At 34.4% G+C, this 19,140-nt stretch carries 19 protein-coding genes; 9 read left to right on the top strand and 10 right to left on the bottom strand.

All coding sequences use genetic code 11. The features are described from left to right. Nucleotides 1-57: 57 nt before the first annotated feature. Nucleotides 58-750: a universal stress protein gene (locus ACSVDH_RS02820; protein WP_439253112.1), complete on the top strand. Its 693-nt coding sequence runs from the start codon at nucleotides 58-60 to the stop codon at nucleotides 748-750. A 303-nt stretch (nucleotides 751-1,053) separates the two neighbouring features. Here the strand turns inward: ACSVDH_RS02820 and ACSVDH_RS02815 are convergent, their stop codons facing one another. Both ACSVDH_RS02815 and ACSVDH_RS02810 read right to left on the bottom strand, forming a co-directional pair. Then, complete coding sequence (locus ACSVDH_RS02815) at nucleotides 1,054-1,617, bottom strand: tyrosine-type recombinase/integrase (RefSeq protein WP_439253110.1); 564 nt, start codon at nucleotides 1,615-1,617, stop codon at nucleotides 1,054-1,056. A gap of 252 nt (nucleotides 1,618-1,869) precedes the next feature. Then, a complete protein-coding gene (locus ACSVDH_RS02810) occupies nucleotides 1,870-4,131 on the bottom strand; it encodes a metallophosphoesterase (protein WP_439253109.1) in 2,262 nt (753 codons plus the stop codon). Nucleotides 4,132-4,660: 529 nt separating this feature from the next. Here ACSVDH_RS02810 and ACSVDH_RS02805 point away from each other — a divergent pair. The 3 genes from ACSVDH_RS02805 to ACSVDH_RS02795 all read left to right on the top strand — a co-directional run bounded on the left by ACSVDH_RS02805 (nucleotide 4,661) and on the right by ACSVDH_RS02795 (nucleotide 8,086). Continuing rightward, entirely contained in the window at nucleotides 4,661-5,518 is an 858-nt protein-coding gene (locus ACSVDH_RS02805) for a sugar phosphate isomerase/epimerase family protein (RefSeq protein WP_439253107.1), read from the top strand. Nucleotides 5,519-5,964: 446 nt separating this feature from the next. Beyond that, nucleotides 5,965-7,464 (top strand): FAD-dependent oxidoreductase, encoded by a 1,500-nt coding sequence (locus ACSVDH_RS02800; RefSeq protein ID WP_439253105.1) that lies wholly within the window; start codon nucleotides 5,965-5,967, stop codon nucleotides 7,462-7,464. Nucleotides 7,465-7,486: 22 nt separating this feature from the next. Beyond that, nucleotides 7,487-8,086, top strand: a complete 600-nt coding sequence (locus ACSVDH_RS02795; RefSeq protein WP_299088989.1) for a TetR/AcrR family transcriptional regulator — start codon at nucleotides 7,487-7,489, stop codon at nucleotides 8,084-8,086. 175 nt (nucleotides 8,087-8,261) lie between these two features. Here ACSVDH_RS02795 and ACSVDH_RS02790 read toward each other — a convergent pair whose 3' ends face one another. From ACSVDH_RS02790 to ACSVDH_RS02770, 5 genes are all read right to left on the bottom strand, one after another. Further along, complete coding sequence (locus ACSVDH_RS02790; protein WP_439253192.1) at nucleotides 8,262-9,761, bottom strand: sodium:solute symporter family protein; 1,500 nt, start codon at nucleotides 9,759-9,761, stop codon at nucleotides 8,262-8,264. After that, nucleotides 9,761-9,964 carry a DUF3311 domain-containing protein gene (locus ACSVDH_RS02785; RefSeq protein WP_439253104.1) on the bottom strand — a complete coding sequence of 68 codons (204 nt, stop codon included), beginning with the start codon at nucleotides 9,962-9,964 and terminating at the stop codon, nucleotides 9,761-9,763. The genes ACSVDH_RS02790 and ACSVDH_RS02785 overlap by 1 nt, the downstream gene beginning before the upstream one ends. A gap of 617 nt (nucleotides 9,965-10,581) precedes the next feature. Further along, the gene (locus ACSVDH_RS02780; RefSeq protein WP_439253103.1) at nucleotides 10,582-10,971 is read right to left on the bottom strand and encodes an aspartyl protease family protein; all 390 of its coding nucleotides are present in this window, start codon (nucleotides 10,969-10,971) and stop codon (nucleotides 10,582-10,584) included. Then, a complete protein-coding gene (locus tag ACSVDH_RS02775; protein ID WP_439253102.1) occupies nucleotides 10,968-11,219 on the bottom strand; it encodes a hypothetical protein in 252 nt (83 codons plus the stop codon). The genes ACSVDH_RS02780 and ACSVDH_RS02775 overlap by 4 nt, the downstream gene beginning before the upstream one ends. 148 nt (nucleotides 11,220-11,367) lie before the next feature. Then, nucleotides 11,368-11,856, bottom strand: coding sequence for a hypothetical protein (locus tag ACSVDH_RS02770; RefSeq protein ID WP_439253100.1), 489 nt, complete (start codon nucleotides 11,854-11,856; stop codon nucleotides 11,368-11,370). A 646-nt stretch (nucleotides 11,857-12,502) separates the two neighbouring features. On the opposite strand from ACSVDH_RS02770, the gene ACSVDH_RS02765 reads away from it, so the two are divergent. Beyond that, a complete protein-coding gene (locus ACSVDH_RS02765) occupies nucleotides 12,503-12,958 on the top strand; it encodes a Panacea domain-containing protein (RefSeq protein WP_439253099.1) in 456 nt (151 codons plus the stop codon). A 59-nt stretch (nucleotides 12,959-13,017) separates the two neighbouring features. After that, nucleotides 13,018-14,952 (top strand): hypothetical protein, encoded by a 1,935-nt coding sequence (locus tag ACSVDH_RS02760; protein WP_439253098.1) that lies wholly within the window; start codon nucleotides 13,018-13,020, stop codon nucleotides 14,950-14,952. Between the two features lie 154 nt (nucleotides 14,953-15,106). Here the strand turns inward: ACSVDH_RS02760 and ACSVDH_RS02755 are convergent, their stop codons facing one another. The 3 genes from ACSVDH_RS02755 to ACSVDH_RS02745 form a co-directional block, all read right to left on the bottom strand. After that, nucleotides 15,107-15,481 carry a hypothetical protein gene (locus ACSVDH_RS02755; RefSeq protein WP_439253097.1) on the bottom strand — a complete coding sequence of 125 codons (375 nt, stop codon included), beginning with the start codon at nucleotides 15,479-15,481 and terminating at the stop codon, nucleotides 15,107-15,109. A 390-nt stretch (nucleotides 15,482-15,871) separates the two neighbouring features. Beyond that, a complete protein-coding gene (locus ACSVDH_RS02750) occupies nucleotides 15,872-16,435 on the bottom strand; it encodes a hypothetical protein (protein WP_439253095.1) in 564 nt (187 codons plus the stop codon). A 215-nt stretch (nucleotides 16,436-16,650) separates the two neighbouring features. Then, nucleotides 16,651-16,851: a hypothetical protein gene (locus ACSVDH_RS02745; RefSeq protein ID WP_439253094.1), complete on the bottom strand. Its 201-nt coding sequence runs from the start codon at nucleotides 16,849-16,851 to the stop codon at nucleotides 16,651-16,653. Between the two features lie 435 nt (nucleotides 16,852-17,286). On the opposite strand from ACSVDH_RS02745, the gene ACSVDH_RS02740 reads away from it, so the two are divergent. Genes ACSVDH_RS02740 through ACSVDH_RS02730 form a run of 3 tightly spaced genes read left to right on the top strand, consistent with a single transcriptional unit; the run spans nucleotide 17,287 to nucleotide 18,983 of the window. Further along, nucleotides 17,287-18,063: a rolling circle replication-associated protein gene (locus ACSVDH_RS02740; protein ID WP_439253093.1), complete on the top strand. Its 777-nt coding sequence runs from the start codon at nucleotides 17,287-17,289 to the stop codon at nucleotides 18,061-18,063. After that, nucleotides 18,044-18,256 (top strand): helix-turn-helix domain-containing protein, encoded by a 213-nt coding sequence (locus ACSVDH_RS02735; protein WP_439253091.1) that lies wholly within the window; start codon nucleotides 18,044-18,046, stop codon nucleotides 18,254-18,256. The genes ACSVDH_RS02740 and ACSVDH_RS02735 overlap by 20 nt, the downstream gene beginning before the upstream one ends. Continuing rightward, a complete protein-coding gene (locus ACSVDH_RS02730; protein WP_439253090.1) occupies nucleotides 18,231-18,983 on the top strand; it encodes a hypothetical protein in 753 nt (250 codons plus the stop codon). Before ACSVDH_RS02735 ends, ACSVDH_RS02730 begins: the two co-directional genes overlap by 26 nt. Nucleotides 18,984-19,140: the final 157 nt, after the last annotated feature.

The following is a 19,140-nucleotide window of genomic DNA, read 5'->3' as shown; positions in this document are numbered from 1 at the left end:
TATTGTAAAATGGTATTTTTTTAGGTTAATTCACAGCCATACTGAGGTGAACGAATAATGAAGAGAATAAAGGGACGCATGGACGAAAGCATCCTCGTCTGTGTATATTATGGTCCTAATGGAGAACGTCTCATACAACGGGGCTGTAAGATTGCCAATATGCTTGATTGTCCTCTTTACATCCTGACCGTTGATCCTAAACCCTTTGATGATTTGGATGCAGAAAAGACAAGTTATATTACACGATGGAAACAGTTAGCAGAGCAACATAGCGCTGATGCCTTCATTATGAAAGATAATGAACAAAGACCCATTACAAAAGTAATTGCAGAGGTTGCACGAGAAAAGAACATTACACAGATTATTCTTGGCCAAACAGCTCAAAGTCGCTGGGAACAAATCGCAAAAGGGTCTATTATCAACTCTTTACTGCGTGAAATCCCCTTTGTTGACCTGCATATTATTTCTGTATCACGTTATCTTAAAAATCCTGATAGACATTTTGAAAAAGGAGTACGTGCTTATTTGATAAAGGAGCACGGCCAATACCGCCTAATCTTTAAACATACAAAGGATATTGAGTATGAAGGAATTTTCTTTAAGGAATACGGAACTGACTTTAACAACGGTATTTTCAAATTTATGAAGGATAAAGAAACCTTACAAGTCCAAGTACATGAAGATATCGTGACAGACTTAACAAATGTTGAAATGAATTCAAATTTAAACTCCGATGACGATTACTTATAAGAAAAGCGCAAGCGCCTTGATCAGCCTAGGGCAAATAAGACGCTCATGAATAGAAGGCGTTCTTTGCCTTCAATTCATGAGTGGCTAGACACTAAAACTAAGTTCAAAATTTTATACTTTCTTACCTTATAAAGAAAACTTGGCTGGCGCCAAGCCTTTAGGCTCAGTGCGACTGCCTAGTTGCACTTATACTTCATTCTTAAAATTTGCCACTACGTCGAATTTTCTCCTGCGCTGCAAATTTATACTTTAACGTATAACTCCCTCCACCATTGGTGGAGGCTTTTTTTATCTCCAACTTGTTTACAAATTAATGTCGACTCTAATCATATCTTGATCTTGTTTATTTATCCCGATATAGCGCAGTGTTTCAGAGGGGGACTGATGATGATAAATGTCCATTATAATTGAAATAGCGATCCCCTTCCGATAGGCATGATATCCAAATGTTTTTCTAAGTGTGTGCATTCCTATTTTCTCTTTTATCCCAACCTCTTCCGCTGCTTTATGGATAATCCGATAAGCCTGCTGACGAGTAATCGGTTGGTTATTCTTTTTCGACTTAAACAAATAATCATTTTCATTAAACTCTCGGCTGCTTAAATATGTTTCTAACTCCATCCGAATGGAATTATTAATATAATGCGCCCGTGTATGGCCACTTTTCTCATCTTTCAAATATAAAAATTCCTTAATGTGCTCCCCATCCCATACATCGATAACCCTTAAAGAAAGTAAATCACTGACCCTAATTCCTGTATTGATCCCAAAGACAAAAAGCAATAAATCCCTTTGCGATTGTTTCCTTAAAATGCTCTTTATAGCATTTATACTCTCTATATCTCTTATAGGATTAACAAACTCCATAGGATTTCCTCCAATAACAGGTTACATAATAATATATTAGCATATATTAAGTAACATTACCAAAAGATATGCATACTATTCTTATTAATGAATGAAATAAATAACAGGTTTATCACAACATTTACAAAGATAAAAACAGATGAACATTTGAGTAAGAATTTTATCTTAATTTTTGAGATTACAATAAGAAGGCGACTTACCAATAGGTGAAGTCGCCTGATATCTCATACTCTTTAAGGACATGTACAGTATTTATTTTGGTGCAACAATCGTTTGATCATCGAGTCTAATATCATCAATTGCCCAGTACCAGTTATTTTTGGCATTATACATTCTCCATTGTAGTTTCATAGAAGAAGCGCCTTCAGGAACGTGAATAGATTTCACTTCATACTTATTTAAAACATGACCGTTTCTATTATCAGAAGTGCTTTTGTTGTCATAAATAAGAACTTGCTGCTTTTCGCCATTATCAAAAATTGCTGTTACTTCAGCGGTTTGAATGCCTTCTTGCTTATAATGGGAAGCAAATCCTAATGATAAAGTTTGGCCACCTTCAACTTTTACAGAAGGAGAAGTTAATGTACTATCAAAATACCCTTTGGAAGCAGGTGATCCATAATCATCCCATTCGTCTGGATCAGCCACAGCGATAACACCTTGTCCAAGACCAAAATCTTCACGATCTTGTGTTTCAGCTTTTGTCCAAAAATCTTTTGTCGTAAAGCTCCAACCCTGCCATTCGGTTGTCCCTGCAGGCATATTAGAGCTATTCGTAATCGTCCAGCCATTTGGCGTTTCTTGTGTCCACCCAAGAATGGAGCTAGGAATATTCTCATTTACTGCAGGTTTTAATGATGTCTGCAAACTTTCAAAATTTTGACCAAGCATCATATTCACCAGGACTTGAACTTTCTTTGATCCGATTGCCTGTTCACCTTCATAAGCTGTAATTGTTAATTCAGAAGCCCCTGAAAGTTCTTCAGAAGGTGTAGCTTGAACAGTATACGTTTCTTCTTCATTTCCTGTAAGCTCGTATTGGATCTCATTATTTTCCAACGTCCAGCCGGCAGGTGCATCAATCTTAATTTTTCCGTTTACAGCTTTATTTCCATAATTCTTCATCTTTACATGAAGCGAAGTCGATTCGCCATTCGTAATTAAAGTTGGAGAAGCTTGTACTGAAACTAGTTCTAACGCTTTCGTTGTTCCTTCAGCTTTTAAATTTGTTTCACTAGGATTCCCAAATGAATCCAATGCTTGTACTTCAATTTCATAAGCAGTACCTGGCTGAAGTCCATTCACTGGGAACTCTAATTTTTCAGGCACAGGATCATAATAGAAGTCAGAAAATACTTTAAAGTCTGCATCTATTTTACCAGTCGCTTTATTTTTAGCCTTTATTTGATAGGAATGAACAAGCAAGTTATCAGTTGCCTGTGGAAACTCGATAGTTAAACTTCTTAATGTTGATTTTTCTTTTATAATCGAAGCGTGGTCTTTAGACATAAACGTTGGATTTTTCTGATCACGGTCCTCTGTATAGTTAAAGTTCTTTGTCTTAGCTGGGAATTTGATCACCCATGGCTCCCCTGCCCAATCATCCTTATGGAAATCACGTTTCTTAATAACAACTTCATTGTTATAGACCTCTACAACCATCCCTTGGCTAATATCCCGATATCCTTGTGGGTGAAACCCTTGAAGCTTACCTGGCTCCAATTCTAAATAACTGACTGATGAAGTTCCAACAGATGTAAAGTCTTTTTGATGAATGGTTCTAGGATCTTCAAGCGGATAATGGGAATGTCCAGAGAACGTAATCACTTGAGGATATTCCTTCAATGTATTATATAAAAGCTCTTTATTTTCCTGTGTTCCCCACAAATCACTTCCATACACTGTGTCTTTAATATGCTGATGAAGGAAAACAAAGATCGGTTCTCCCGGATTGTCTTTTTCTGCAGCTTCCAGCTGTTCAGCCAGCCATTTAATTTGCTCAACTGAATACAAACCGTGTGTATTGCTATTTTCAGGACTTAAAGCGATAAAATGATAGCCATTTACTTCTTTGTGATAATAGATTGACTCCATCCCGGTTTTTTCTAGAAAGCGGGCTTGGGCATCCTTAACCGACAGACCATTCCAATAATCATGATTTCCCATTGTAAACATGGAATTGACGCCAGCTTGTTTCTTTGCATTGTAAATAGAGAAAAACTTATCATACTCTGTTGCATATCCGTAATCTGTCAAATCTCCTACAACAACAAAAGCATCCTGATCAGGGGCAACTTTGTTCAGTTGATCCATTGCTGATGTAAACTTTTCCATATCAGCAGTTGATCCATTATCAATATGTACATCACTAATTACAGGAAAAACAAGTTCTGGTTTACGATTGTTTTCTTCTAGATTTGATGATTCTGAGAAAGCTTGTACACTAGGTAGAGAGGACATAAGCCCTAGCATGATTGCTGCTAATAATAATCCAATTTTTTTAGTTGATTTCATCATAAATCCCTCCTAATAATTTTTCCTTCATAATATGAATCTCTACTAAAAACACTCCTTTTTAATTTGTTTTATGTGGACTATATATGAAATATTATAATTTCTTTATTAATCCAACATAATACCAAGGTAAATTTAATGTAAATAAATCAAAAATTCATTAAAGCATCAAAAACAACATTCTACTAGATAAAAGCTAGAAGCAATTTCGACTTTTAGAAATGCTTCTATTTAAAGCTCCTTGATGCTTGCTGGGTTAGAAAATTTAAATATGAATCGATCATGTAAAGAAATTAATATAGCAGGATTGTTATACTTTTTAGCTGTATTGTTACTTTTACAATGATTAGAAGATTATTACAATATCATATAGAAATGAAGACCAAATATTGGGTAACGAATCTATTATTAGATAATTATTAAAAGGTAAGAACCCTTAGAGCGTTACTCAAGAATGGTAAACTATTATATTATTTGGCTAACGAAAATACAGCAGTTTAATTAGAAAAATGAATGCAAAGGAGCTGGAATGTTGAAAATAGATATCCAACAATCATGGTGGGCGATGATCGGTTTAGGAAACGGCACTAGGGAATGGACAATGGAAGAAAAATTTGAAAAGATAGCGGAAGCAGGCTTTACTGGGATCATGGGTTCTCTGCCTGATGATCATGAGGCCGAAAAGTGGAGGAGACTCCTTGATGAATACCAATTTAGTTTCGGGATTCATTCCTTTCCTTCTAAAAAGGAAGATCTTCAACCATTGATTAAAAAAGCAAAGGAATTTGGCGTTCAGTATATAAACTCACAAGTAATGGACGATTTCACTATTGGTGATGATGCAATTCAGCTGTTAAAGGATCTTGTTGCAGAAGCAAAAAAGGAAAATATCCTGTATTTTGTTGAAACACATCGTGGCCGGATTACCCAGGACTTAATTCGGACCGTACATTATGTAAATGAAATTCCTGACTTACGATTAACCATTGATTTTTCCCATTATGTTTTAGCTGGAGAAGGCTGCTATTCAGAGAAAGCAGAAGAGTGTTTGGATATATTATTAAAGAGGACGTCCTCTATTCATGCCCGTGTTTCTAATGGGCAGCAGATACAGGTTGATATTGGTCCTGAGGGAAAACATCCAATGACGGATCGGTTTGTTGGGTGGTGGGAAAAAGGAATGTCCTATTGGTTGAAAGAGGCAAAACCAGGCGATGTTTTGCCTCTTGTATGTGAACTTGGCCCACCAGACTATTCTATTACCCACTATTCAAATCTTACTCCAAAAGAAATTTCAGATCGTTGGGAACAGGCACTCGTTTTTAAAAGAATTCTAGAAGAAGCGTGGAATAGAGTGTCTCCAAAAAACTCTTTTGTTTCTGGTTGACACATTTAGATATTGATAGTGGAAAAAGAAAACCCAACACCAGGTAATGTGTTGAAGATTTCAGCAAGAAACGGCAAGGAAATTAGGAAAAGCAATTTTAAAAGGCAATGGATACGATGTTGTCAAATTGTGGTCGACCGTTAATCCATTGCCCTGCAATTGACAGTCCAGAGTGCAGATGAGTTTTTTAAACCTATACTGCAAAGCATAAAATAATATTTGATCCAAACACAAAAAGTTTACAGGTTCAATTCAGTATAAAATGACAAACATGCCTGCCTTTCTAATAATTTGTTTGTTATTTAAATAAGGAATAAGCTATCTGTTTATTTGCAATTAAATTTTTTGTTGACATTTTATATGGTTCAATTTATTCTTTTAATGAATGAACCATTCACTCATTAAAAGAGCAATTTTGTAAATGAATATATTGGGGGGCGATCAAGATGATCAAAACAGAGGTAAATGTTACAAAAGGCAATTGGGAAAAAGCAATTGTGATTGGTGGAGGAATGGCCGGACTACTCTCTGCAAGAGTACTTTCTGATTATTATACAGAAGTGCTTATCATCGAAAAAGATGATCTACCTGTAAAATCTGAAATTCGTGCAGGTACTCCTCAAGCGTTTCACCCGCATAGATTTACACCTAGAGGTAAAATGATCATGGAACGGCTCTTCCCTGGATTTAATGATGAATTACTGTCTTGCGGCGCCCCATCCACACAGAATAAAATGATTCACCAGACCAATCAATATGGCTCCCTTGTCATGCCCAATACAGAAAATGATGCAACATTCAGCAGAGCGCTGCTTGAGTGGGTATGCCGTCAGCGCGTGAAAAGGATTTCCAATATTAAGTTTCTTACAAAGGTTGACGTAATTGGCTTGCTTATGTCATCAGATCAAGCAGTTGTAACAGGTGTTTATGTACGAGAACGAGAACAACTAGGTCAACAGAATACACTAAGTGCAGACATCGTCATTGATACCAGCGGCCGTTCCTCTAAATTGACAAAATGGCTGCAGCATCTCGGATTTGATGTACCAAGTCCTGATATCCTCAAAGTCTCGCTAGGTTACAGCACTCGCCATTACAAGATCCCCTCCCATTTGTCAGTAAACTGGGATGTCATTCGAATTGCAGGAGATCCTGCCAATAAGACGTTAACCGGGGTATTTTCCACAATTGAGAATAACATAGCTGAAACAGTCCTTTATCGTCCTGGGGGGCATTATCCAACCACAAATGTCGATGAGTATGAACAAGAGATTGCAAAGCTCGCCGATCCATTAATAGCTGAAGTGTTGCAAGAGCTTGAACCAATTACAGTTCCCAGAGGTTATAGAATGACTGAATTATTCCGGCATCACTTTGAAGAAATGGAGCAATGGCCATCAGGATTGTTGGTATTAGGAGATGCTTTCTGCCATTTTGATCCGATTTTTGGCCAAGGAATTACAATGGCTGCAATAGAAGCAGAAATGTTGGAAGCCTGCTTACGTGAACAACGAAATCATCCCTTACCTTATTTTGAACGAAACATACTAAAAAAAATGAATGAAATTGTTGAACCTGCCTGGTGGTTGAATTGTGCTGCTAATCTACCATGGCAAGGAGTTTCATATGCAGGCAAACCGCTGAAGGGGATTGAATTTGCTCAAAAATACTTTGCATTGTATATTAAACATGCTACTACCAAACGTAATTTTGAACGTTATGGTTTGTATTGGGCGGTGAATACTTTACTTTTGCCGCTAGATCGAATAGTAAATTCGCACATGATCTCTTCCATTCTTGCTTCTGAAAAGGGATCTTCCGAAAGCAAAGAATTGCTCTGTGAACTCTCAAATGTATGCGGTCAGACACTTGAGGAACAATTGTCTCAGATTATTCCAGCCTTTCCCTCAACAGCCTTTGAACATTTGAATGCACAAAAATTATGAAAATGATCAGGAGTGAAACATCATTGCACCTTTAAACGAAGAACAGTTGCAGCAAATTCGTGATGAACGAAAAGAACAAATTATGGAAGCAGCCCTTAAGGTCTTTGCTCGACGAGGAATTATTGGCACAAAAATGAGTATGATTGCTAGTGAAGCTGGAATAAGCGCCGGGCTTCTCTACCGCTATTTTCATTCCAAAGATGAACTTTTTACTACACTCGTTCAGCAAGCAATAGATGAATCTATTGCCGGCATCAAGAGCATCTATCACCTACCTGGATCCCCATTAGATAAAATAAAGGCTTTAACCGCTGAGATTCTTAATGAGGGCTCCCAACTTCATTTCATGCTGATGCATCACGCTCGTACGTCAGATGAAGTACCCAAAGATGCCAAAAAGCTTGTCGAGGAGAATACAATGAAGACTTATATCGACATATTGGAACCCCTGTTCATTGAAGGGCAGAAGAAAGGGGAACTTGCAGATGATCATCCTAGCGAACTGATATCATGCTATTTATCCCTTCTTTCCGGGCTAATGACGTTAAATATTCAGGAAGATGAAAATTATCAGATGCCGAAAGTCGATTTATTATTGAGATTTATCGTAAGAACCTCTTAAAAATAAAAGCCTTTGACAATAGTCCTTTCAAGAAACGGGCACGAAAATTCAGAGAAACCATTTTAAAAGGCAATGGGTAATATGTGGTAAATCACATTCCATTGCCTTAAAAAACTTTGTTGTAAATAAGTAAATTAATTTTAGAGGTGCCTTTTTTAGTCAGATGGCCACAATGTTAAGCGCCTTTTCGTGAGCTCATATGTGAGACTTGTTGTTTCGGAAACAATTGATCGATGACAGGATTCGTTTTGTTCATTGTCTTTTTAACAAAAATTGGATTTAGAACCACAAGTGTTATGACATTTGCGAGTAATCCCCAGAAACCTTCATAAATACCGAAGGATTTTCCAGTTGCGTATACAGTAAAGGTAACAATTAGTCCAACAATTAAGCCTAATATTGTAGCCTCTTTCGATTGTTTTCTCCAAAACAGACTAAAGACAATTGCCGGAAAAATTTGAACCATTCCAGAAACACCAAGCAGCTGAAGCGATACAAGTGCTGTCGGGAAGAGCATGCCAAAAATTAACGCTAGTCCAATAACGACAAATACCATCGAACGGGTAATCATTGTTAATTTTGCTGGTTTTACCTTTGGATTAATAAAATCGCGGTAAATATTGTTCGCAAACAGGTTGGAAGCACCAATTGCCATAATGGAGCAAGGAATAAGCGAAGCTAGTGCAATTGTAGAATATGCTAGTCCTTGAACCACACCGCCGTAAGACATTTGGATTAAATTTAATAATGCGAATCGCGGATCGCTTCCTTCTGGCAGTATATGAAATGCAACAAAACCCAGGAAAATAACAAGAATCAACACAATATTGTAAAATGGCAGATAGATTGCATTTTTTCGAAGCGCGTCAGCACTTTTAGCAGTAAATACGCCAGTTGCAGCATGTGCCCACATAAATAACGCCAATCCAGAAATTAATGATGCTGTGATAAACCATGGAAAACTTTTTGGTCCTGTAGCAGGGATGGTTAGCAGCTGCGGAGATTCTGCCACGAATTTATCCATCATTGAACCCCAACTTCCAAAATGGATGATTGGAAGTGATGCAACCATGAATAACATAATAACCCACACTAAAATATCTTTTATTATAGCTGTATAGGTTGGCCCTTTAATACCGCTAAAAAATGTATAAAGTGCTACTAATAAAAACGATAAAATAACAACGACTTTAACATTAATAAACCCTGTCCCAGCTACTGTTAGCGTATCTTGAATCCCAGCTAGCTGTAAATCAATATAAGGGATTAACATTAAGACACCAACGATTGCGATTAATAAAGATAAAAACTTGCTATCAAATCTTTCCTTAGCATAATCAGCAAGTGTTGTTAACTTACGATTTTTCGAAACTTTCCATAGCTTTGGAAGATAGAAATAAGAAGTAAAGAAAGCAATAATGGTATAAGGAATCGCAAAAAATGCTAGACTCCCGCCTGAATAGGCAGTACTAGTTAACCCTAAAAATGTATAAGCCGTATATAAATCAGCGCCTACTAAGAGCCAAACGAGCAATGGTCCAAATCGTCTGCCGCCAACAGACCACTCTTCCACAGAGCTTCTACTCGCTTTATTTCGTCCAGCAATAAATCCAATTAAAACAACTGATAAAACAATGAAACTTGTGATGATCAAAGCTGTTAAATTTCCTTGCATCATTCAATACTCCCTTCTGACTTTTGTAATCGATAAATGACAAACGTACATATTGGAGTGATAACCATTCCTAAAAACAGCCAAAAATGAAAAAATGGCAGTCCAAGAATAATAGGATCAATTCGATTTACAAATGGTATTGCTCCGAGCATAAGTATAAAAGGCAAAACGACTAGGATTACCCTTATGAATTTTTTGCCCATATTTATTCCCCCTCTTTTTAATTTAAATTATTTCAGAATATTAATAATTTAATAATAATATCAATTAATAGATTGTAAAACAAGGGAATCGTATAAAAAAGATCTTATCGTTTTAACCGATAAGATCTTTCCCTCACTGTTACATTTCTATTTAATTCAATCATACATGTAGTGAACAGCATTTGACTTATCCGGAATGTATGTGGCAACATACGGGATGTTAGTGAGTAATTAAGAAAGACAGCCACTATCATCATCGTTAAATGGTCTTACTTTAACGGTGCCTAACTGTTTCCAAAAAGTTAGATCAATCATAGAGTAACCTCAAGGACTCTCTTCATTTGATTTTTCAAATGCTCTGATATAGTTTCCCAAATAAGTACCATAATCAATTTCCGTTGTCTTATATGTACTATTCACTTTACTGCCTAATTCACCACATAATGGACAAATAACTACGTTTGCAAACTCATCATTATCTCCTAGTAATAAGGAAGGTGCTATAAATTTTCATTAAACGATATGCATGTTACTTCCTTAACGAAGTACTCTTTACCAGCATTCTCAAATGGCTTGGATTTTGATCGCAGATTAATATAGATATAGTAGTATTAAACTTAAACTACGTTTTTTCGTACTTCCATATTTTCGAAGTCAATTATTAATTTATTTGCAAGAAAAAAATCACTACCTATGATCCCATCAAATCCATGCATTTCTCTAACATCGCCGAGCTGTATAGAGAAGTTATTAAGTTGGAATTCATCAATATTCATGCAGCTCACTTTTTGTTCAATACAGATTTCAGTGCCACCAATTCCGTACATCTTTAGTGTAATGGCATTTTCTAAATCAAGCATCAGCCCGATTTCTTCGCATAAGTCCGTATCGAAAATGGTTGAAGCGCAGCCAGTATCAAGCAGCACGTTGCTAAATGTCTTTTTCATTCCATTGTATTCAATATGAACAGAAACTAGAGGCAATTGGTCATCCACTGCAAATTTCATACTCTTTTTCGCACCCCTATATATGGCTGCTCAATTACCTTTATTTCTTCGTTATTCGTGTGAAAGATATATAATTCACGGCTTTTATTTTCCGCATGTAGTTTTTTATACGCTTTCCATGCCGCATTGCCGTTCTCAAAGTCATTAATCACTGACATTTCCTCAATAATTCTATCATTATCCTCAGTTTTAGCTCTAAGAGATTCTATCAGCACACCATCGATTTGGAAATTGTTTACGTACTTCATTCCATTTCATTTACCAGCACCTCCGTTTTATCGTATAATTTTGCTTATATATGCTTTACTTGTTCAGAATTTAAGGGAGCTGTATTGATAAATTTAAAGGATTGGAAAATTCTTGTTGGGCTATACAACTTCTTGATTTACATACTCGTTATTTAATATAAAAACTTTTAAAGTAGTTATATTTCTCCATCAAATTTCCATGTATATAATCTTCAATATATTGCAAAGACCTCTCGAGGACTGCAATTTCCATTACTGCATTGATATTATCTATTGCATTTTCATCCAAGTTAACTTTTTTCTTAATTTCTAACAATCGTTGTAAAAGTTCTCTAAACCCTTCTAAAGATTTTTCTTCTTCATATTTGAACTCTCTGTTGAAATCAATATACTTCAGTTCATTCTTATACTCATCCATTCTTTCATTATGAATTCGTTCTGCGTAATCAGCTTGCAACTGTATAGGACCAAATCTAAATTTATTTCTCCAAGATAGAAACACGGATTTTGGGACATCCAAAATAGTTGCACCCTCATAAGGAACAACATCTCTTTCAACACATAATTCATACATTATTTCTTTAAGTGTTTTCCCAAATTTCTCCTCGACTATAGCTTGATATTCACTATTTGTCACAAAAATCCCTCCCCATTTTATTTCTTCATATTTTTGTGATCAATTAAAATAATTAAGGTACACTTCTTCCGTATCAATATTATGGAATTGTTACTCTTTTTTCTATTAAAGATGCCTTTAACAAAATTGGCACTTAGGGCTTCACTCGCCTTAACAAAAGCATCCTGCGCTCCTGCTACTCACTTTTAAAATCTATAGAACACAAATTAAGTACCGAAAACTGGCCCAAATAGGAAATGTTTTACCACGAAATGTTTACTTTTATTTTACATCTTTAAAAATGAGTTTCGCTACACACTCCACGTGTGTGGACTGCTGACGGTAGGAAAATATTTTAGCCAAATGATGTGGTAGTGTTCACCTAAATACTTTAAACATGAAGCAATGGAGAATTTCGAAAAGGACAATTTATTAGAAAAAAAATAAACAATTAACCATTGATCAAGTCAAAGGATTAAATAGTGCATAATCACTAATCAAGCTCAATCCTTTTCAAATAAAAATTAATTAAGGCAAAGGGAATATTTAAAATTCAAAAAATATTTCATTGTAATTGATAATGGCTATTATCTTTTATAACACTCAATTGTCAAGTGACATTTATTCCCCTTTCATTTAAAATAGAATAAAGGAAGGAGGAATGATTATGCCAAAAGTTGAAGATGTTGCATCATACTTATTGAGTATTAGCAAACCTGGCACTTCTTGGTCCATCACTCCGCTAAAACTTCAGAAGTTGTTGTACTACTGTCAAGGTTGGCACATGGCATATAGCAACGGGAACGAACTATTTGATGAAGAAATAGAAGCTTGGGACCATGGTCCTGTTGTTCCAGAAATTTATCGTAAGTACAGACATCACAAGTATCTAACTATACCTAAAGAGTTTTTTGAAAACAAAAACAAAAAAGGAAAGCCCATTTTATCGAAAAAACAGGTAGACATAATTAATGTGGTTTGGGAAACCTACGGAGAATATGACGGGAAATATCTTGAAGAGCTAACACATCAAGAAGACCCTTGGATTGATACTCCAAAAGATAGAATCATCGAAAAAGATAAAATCCTAGAATATTTTAATCATTTAGCTAGAAATGCATAATAAAGTAGAAAACGGGGCGAGGTTTCTCGTCTCTTTCTTATTCTAAAGGGGAAAAATTCATGACGAGATTTTTCAATTGGGTGCAAAAACTAGGGGAGAGATTAAAAATAACGCCATTATTCACTTTATTAAAAGACAAGCAAAAATTATATAGATTACATATAACACTTAAAAGATATCGAAGAAATGTAATAAAGAAAAAATTTTTTGATACCATTTACTACAATTGGTTTATATTGTATGCAATATTCATTATATTTTATTTTTTTATTCCCTCTTTTACAAGCCCTATTCCCGAACCTTTAAAGCAAAGCATTAATGATTTCTTACTTTACACTGGTTTTCAGCATTTTAATGATGCAACTGTTAAGTATATAATCACCACAACTACAAATTTGTTGGTTACTGTACTATCTATTTTATCTGCGATGTATGTATTTACTCATCGAGAACAGAAGTCCATTTCTCCATCCCTTTACAACGAAACGAAGAAAAATGGGCTGGTTGTCTTAGCTGTTACTATTTTAATTTTCACAATGATAACAGGACATACTCTCTCTTCTAATATAGAGTCCTTTTTATCGGAAGGTAATACTCTATATCATCAATTGCACTATACCAAAATCTTAATCTTTAGAATTATGCTATGGGTATTTTTAATCTTCCTTGCCATAATGTTTGTAATTTTGTTAATCAAATATCTCTTTGATTCTATGAATGCTGATAAAATGCTCAAAACATCAATATCTTTACTGTCTGACAACTTTGATTTATTGACGGCATTTTATAAGAACCAAAGATTTTACAAGCTCCTTGATGATGTATATAAGTCTCAACATCATAATATAGAAAGTACCTTTCAATATCTAAAGTTCTTGGGAGATAACAATATGAATAGGGACTTTGATGAAGATATCGACCGTTTATCTAAAGTAATAGAGAAACTTAAAAACTCCTTTGAAAAACTTGAGGTGGAAAATCCAGCTAGTTACTTGTTGGACAGGGACAGAGAGCTTTTTCTTGAAATTTATAATTCTTTACTAAGGAATACTCTATCCTTGACTTTACATTTATACAAGAATAACCATTTTAATAAAGGAAAAAAATTAACCAACCTGTACTTTTCGATTTTTCTTGGTGGAGAAGGAAGCCTTAAACAATATTTCACTTTAAGTTTGAATGAATTTTTAGATTCATTGGATACTTCTAACGAACGGCAAGTGAAACACTTTCTTAATGGTCTCAAAAAACTTCCCGAAGAAAGTACGCTAATCATATATAAAAACTTGATTCAAAGGTTAATTATTAAAGGCAATATAAGTTTATTAACAACAGTTGTATATGATTTTAAAGAGCATATTACCGATGGAATTGAGCGTTCTAAGTCAAAATCCAGCGCTTCTATGTTTAAAGCCATTGCTGCCCAAAATCAAATTAAAATGAAGCAAAATGCCATTATTATTCTTTTACAATTACTGGTGAAAGCTATTGAGATTTCTCAATATGGTATTGCAGGTTTCTTAGTTAAATACATGATTACTAACTTCGATGGGAAGGACATTAATGAAGCCTATAAGAATCTCAGGCAGAACCCAACTTCTTTTACATCTATACTTGAAACACTGGATGAGAATGTTCAAGCGGAAGACGAACATGAAATTGGATTAATCGGATTAAATGCAGAAACCTTCGATTACTGTTGCAAAAAAATGTTGATTCTTCTGTACGGACAACAGCAGTTTGCAATTACCGAAAAGCTTTGGTTCGTTAAAAAGGCTGAATATGAAGTAATTGATTTAGTGTACGAATTTAAGAACTGTCCTTATATTCATTATGTAATGAAAAAGGTGCTCTCAGCTTCTTCTCAATACGGTATGTTATTTTTCAATGATCCAGAGATTATGAAAGATATACACCGTAAGTTAAATATCGAACATCATTATCCTGATAACGAACATCAAAAACTAGAAAAGAGCCCCCAATATACCAAATAATATTGGGGGCATCCGTCATATTTGTAGTTTTTTAATAAAAGATATTTCATTATCAAAATAGTACATTAAGCGTCACTACAATTAGAAACATTAGTTTCTTCTCTATTATTTTGATAAAATACCCAAAATAATAAAAAAGAGATACTCTAGGAGGTTACTTTACATCTTTAATAAAAATTTTTTTTTTGCGTTCAAAGTTTCGATACCAAAGATTCACGTATAAGTCAAACATGGCATTTTCTTTTTCGAAAATAAGACATTCATACTTTCTTTCTAATACATCTTGTATCTCTTCTCTTGTTAACTTCCCCCAAAAAAGAGAACGGTAACCTTCAAATATTAACCAAAGTGCGTTTTGTGTAATATTTTGTATGGATATAAGAGCATCAGTTGTTGAAACTTCTTCGTCTTCATGAGAAATAGCGTTCACTGAAATGAGGCTTTGTACTAGGTCCCCTAATATTTGTAATTTCATTTGAGATAAATCTACAGAATCAAAAAGATCTCTGTAGTTAGAAGAATCATTCATCTCTTTTTTTCCCGATTTTAAATATGAAGCTTTTCATATTGTGTAAAGTATCTTTCAATTTGCCTAATTGACGACAACGAGTCTATTATTTCTAAAGAAGATTGTCCCTTAATAAGGGCACCCAGTCGGTCAGATTCCTGTAATTCTAAAAGAAAATTTAACTCCTTTGTAATTCTTTCAATGCGTGTTCTCTCTAATTCAGAATTCCTATGACCTCCACCGTAATATCTTACCTCAAATAAAGATTCAAGGTAATGTATGTCAACCTGCTCTGCATTTTCTATATTAAATGATATTTCTTTCAATACTTTCGTTGGTTTTTAATACTCAATAAAGTTCTCCCCGTTTATTAGATCAAACACACACTCTTTACCTATAATCTCCGTATCATCAGTTTCCGATAACACTCCTTGCTGCATTGTGTGCAGCTTTATAATAAGGGTTAAACTTTTTCATTTCTTGTTTCATATTTTTGATTTGTAATTTAATACCTGGTTGAAACTCTAAGAATGCTTCCCATAAATTTCTTACTCGATTTGCCTTTAAATTTATTTCTTGATTTTTTGTTATTGCGCTTGTTCCACTTAACTGCTCTACCAACGTTATATCACTATAGATAATAATCTCTGGAAGTGTATTATCTTTTTCTTTATAAAGTATAGAAATTTGTTCAAGAGCAAATTCAATAGCAGAGAGCTCAGCAAATATTATTTGTTTTTTCATAGATTGATTATACAGTTTTTTGGATTTTACAATTACAGAACCCTGCCCAACGAAACAAAGACCCAACCCAAATATTCCTTGAGATTTTAATTCAGAAGCATCAACAAAAACCCTTAGTACGTCTTCATCTAGGATCATATCTTCAGCTCTCTGCTTAGCTTCTGCTGATGGTTCTCTCAGAGATCTCATTAAGTATTGCTTATAGATTCCTTTATGGTCCTTCCATCCCATATCTATATATCATACTCCTTCTGATTTGAATACCATAATTTAGGTTATTAGTGTGTGAATTATATTCTAGTAGGAAATCATTGAATTTCAGAGAAATTGTAATGAATTTTTGACCTGACATTACCCATAAACATCGTATATTGTCTTAACAAGACTAAGGAGTGGAGTGGGAGCAGCATTTGATTCCGAATATACAGCTGCATATGATTTCATATCTAATATTTATTGCTGTGGAAAGCTCCACAAACAGACTCTAAGATATCAATAAATTCTTCTAAATCTCGAGGAGTTAAAATTAAATCAATAGTGTCTCCAAGCCTAGTTTGAAGATAAACCTTTACATTTCCATCCTTATCTGTATTTGGGTTAATAGTAAAATTATCTACTCCGCATGTCATATCAATGATTAAATCCATAAATAACTATCCCCTTCCCGAAAAATAATCTAGTAATTATAAATCCGCTTAATAAACATCATACAACCTTTTAATCAATTGGTAAATATTGCATAAAAAATGTAATGCGTTACAATTTATTGCGAAATCAAAAGCATTTCAATGAAATTAATAGGGATTCTAACCTACGTATATTATTCAACATAAAAACTTTTTCAGAATAAAATTAATGCGTGTGTACTGAGGCTGATTGGTTTTGAGTCTTTAGAATAATGGAAGATACAATAAGAACATAAATATTTTTCTAAAGTACACCGGTGTATTAAAAGTAATCAATGCTTTCAAGCAATTATGACTTGATAAGAAGTGATTAAATAAGAAGTGATTAATTTGACTAAAAATCTATAAGAAGTGATTAATTTGACTAAAAATCTTAACCTAACACTAGGAGGAAATATGAATTCACAGTATATGAAAGCCTGCATCAGCAACAGAATGGTGGAAATAACACAACATTCTATTCATCCACCCACAATCAAACACTCTCAAGGAGGACGTAAACCTTCCTCAAATCAATGCAATGATAATTACGAATACAATCAGAGGATAAGCATTAACCGTGCACGCAAAAATATTCGAAGATTACTAGAATGCAACTTTACAGACCAGTATGCATTTGTCACACTTACATTTAAGTCAACTGAAGAAGTAGATATCACTGACATCAAAAGTTGTTACAAGCTGTTTACTGACTTTAAAAAACGGCTTGCTTACTATTTAAAAACTAATAATCTTCCAGGCTTTAAATACCTAGGTGTTACAGAGTTCCAGGATAAAAATCGCCAAGGAGCAATTCATTATCACCTTATCTGCAACCTTACAGAAGTTTCATTTGAAGACTTACAAAAACTTTGGGGGTACGGATGGGTGAGCAAAGAAATTACCACATCAAATGCAACTGAAAATAAGAAGATTACATTCTATTTAAATAAAGGGATTACTGACCCTCGACTCAATGGTCATAAAAGATATTTCCATTCACATGGTTTGAAACAACCAATTTCTCTTGAAATTGATAATCCATTAGAATTTTACGACCTCCTTACTAAGTGTCAGCCTACTCTTGAAGACGGTGACACCTACCACTCACCATTTACCGGTGAGTCTAAATATGAACAATACTATGTTGAGAATGCAAAGGAGCTGCTTGATTATGTACAAGAAATTATATGATTATCCAGATATTCTAAATGTCTCTGACGTTCAAGAAATCCTAGGAGTAGGAAGGAAACAAGCCTATGAGTTGGTTCATTCTGGACAATTTCACGTTGTGAATGTAGGTAAAAGAATTAAAGTGTCAAAAAACGTGTTAATTAATTGGATTGAAGGAGAAGATAATAATGACACATCAAACAAAATTAGTTAACTGTGGATCAAAAGTATTCATTTATGATTTCAATTGCCGAAAAAAAATTAAGGAGTTAGGATTTGAACAAGATGTAATCCAAGGGAATATTATTTATTTAGAAAGACTTACTTTAACTAATTTTGTAAATAATACGGATAGTCTGATAGTTAAATTTAGATTAAGAATCACACTAAGTGATTACTGGCAAGCAAAAGATAAGATAGATATTTTTCTAAACCATTTAATGAATTCAAGTGGATATAAACAAGTTCAGTACCTAGCTGTGGCAGAAATCCCTACCACTATGAATGCTTGTGCAGCTCATCTCCATCTTGTTACGAGTATTACTCCTTATGATCTGACTAGGACAACAAACCAGGAGATGACTGAGGATGAGGAAGAAGTTTACTTCGAAGAGCTTTGGGGAGATAGTTTATCTATGGACATTTACTCTCCAGAAGATCTCTTATCAAATTTCATCTCAACCTATGAAAAATCACTTGATAGTAAGGTTTTACAAGAATATCCCAAGATATTTCTAAGTAGTAGATTAAAACAACCTGTCATTCTTTGGAATAAAGATGCTGAAACTTTTATTAGAGAGCATAATGTTCTTGATTTTCCTATACACAGATCATCAGAATTATATGATAGGGAATGTGGATATGTAACTATAAATCAATATTCCCTTGATAGAACCAACTCTTTCTTGGACGTATTTGATTACTTTCTTAATCAGAAATAATGCAGTATTACCTTACCTTAATAACAAGGAGTAAGAAACTGACCTCCTTGTTATTTCACTTTACATTCGATTTGTTCACAAATTACCAGGACATACCATGATATTATTTTATGAACATTATGTGCAAAGGTAGACTTTCCCTATGTTTTTGCTATAT

The organism is Metabacillus sp. Hm71 (genome assembly GCF_051842955.2).
In the GTDB taxonomy this organism is placed as follows: domain Bacteria; phylum Bacillota; class Bacilli; order Bacillales; family Bacillaceae; genus Metabacillus.
Note: the sequence above shows the minus strand (reverse complement) of the source record. Positions and strands in the feature narration are given on the sequence as shown.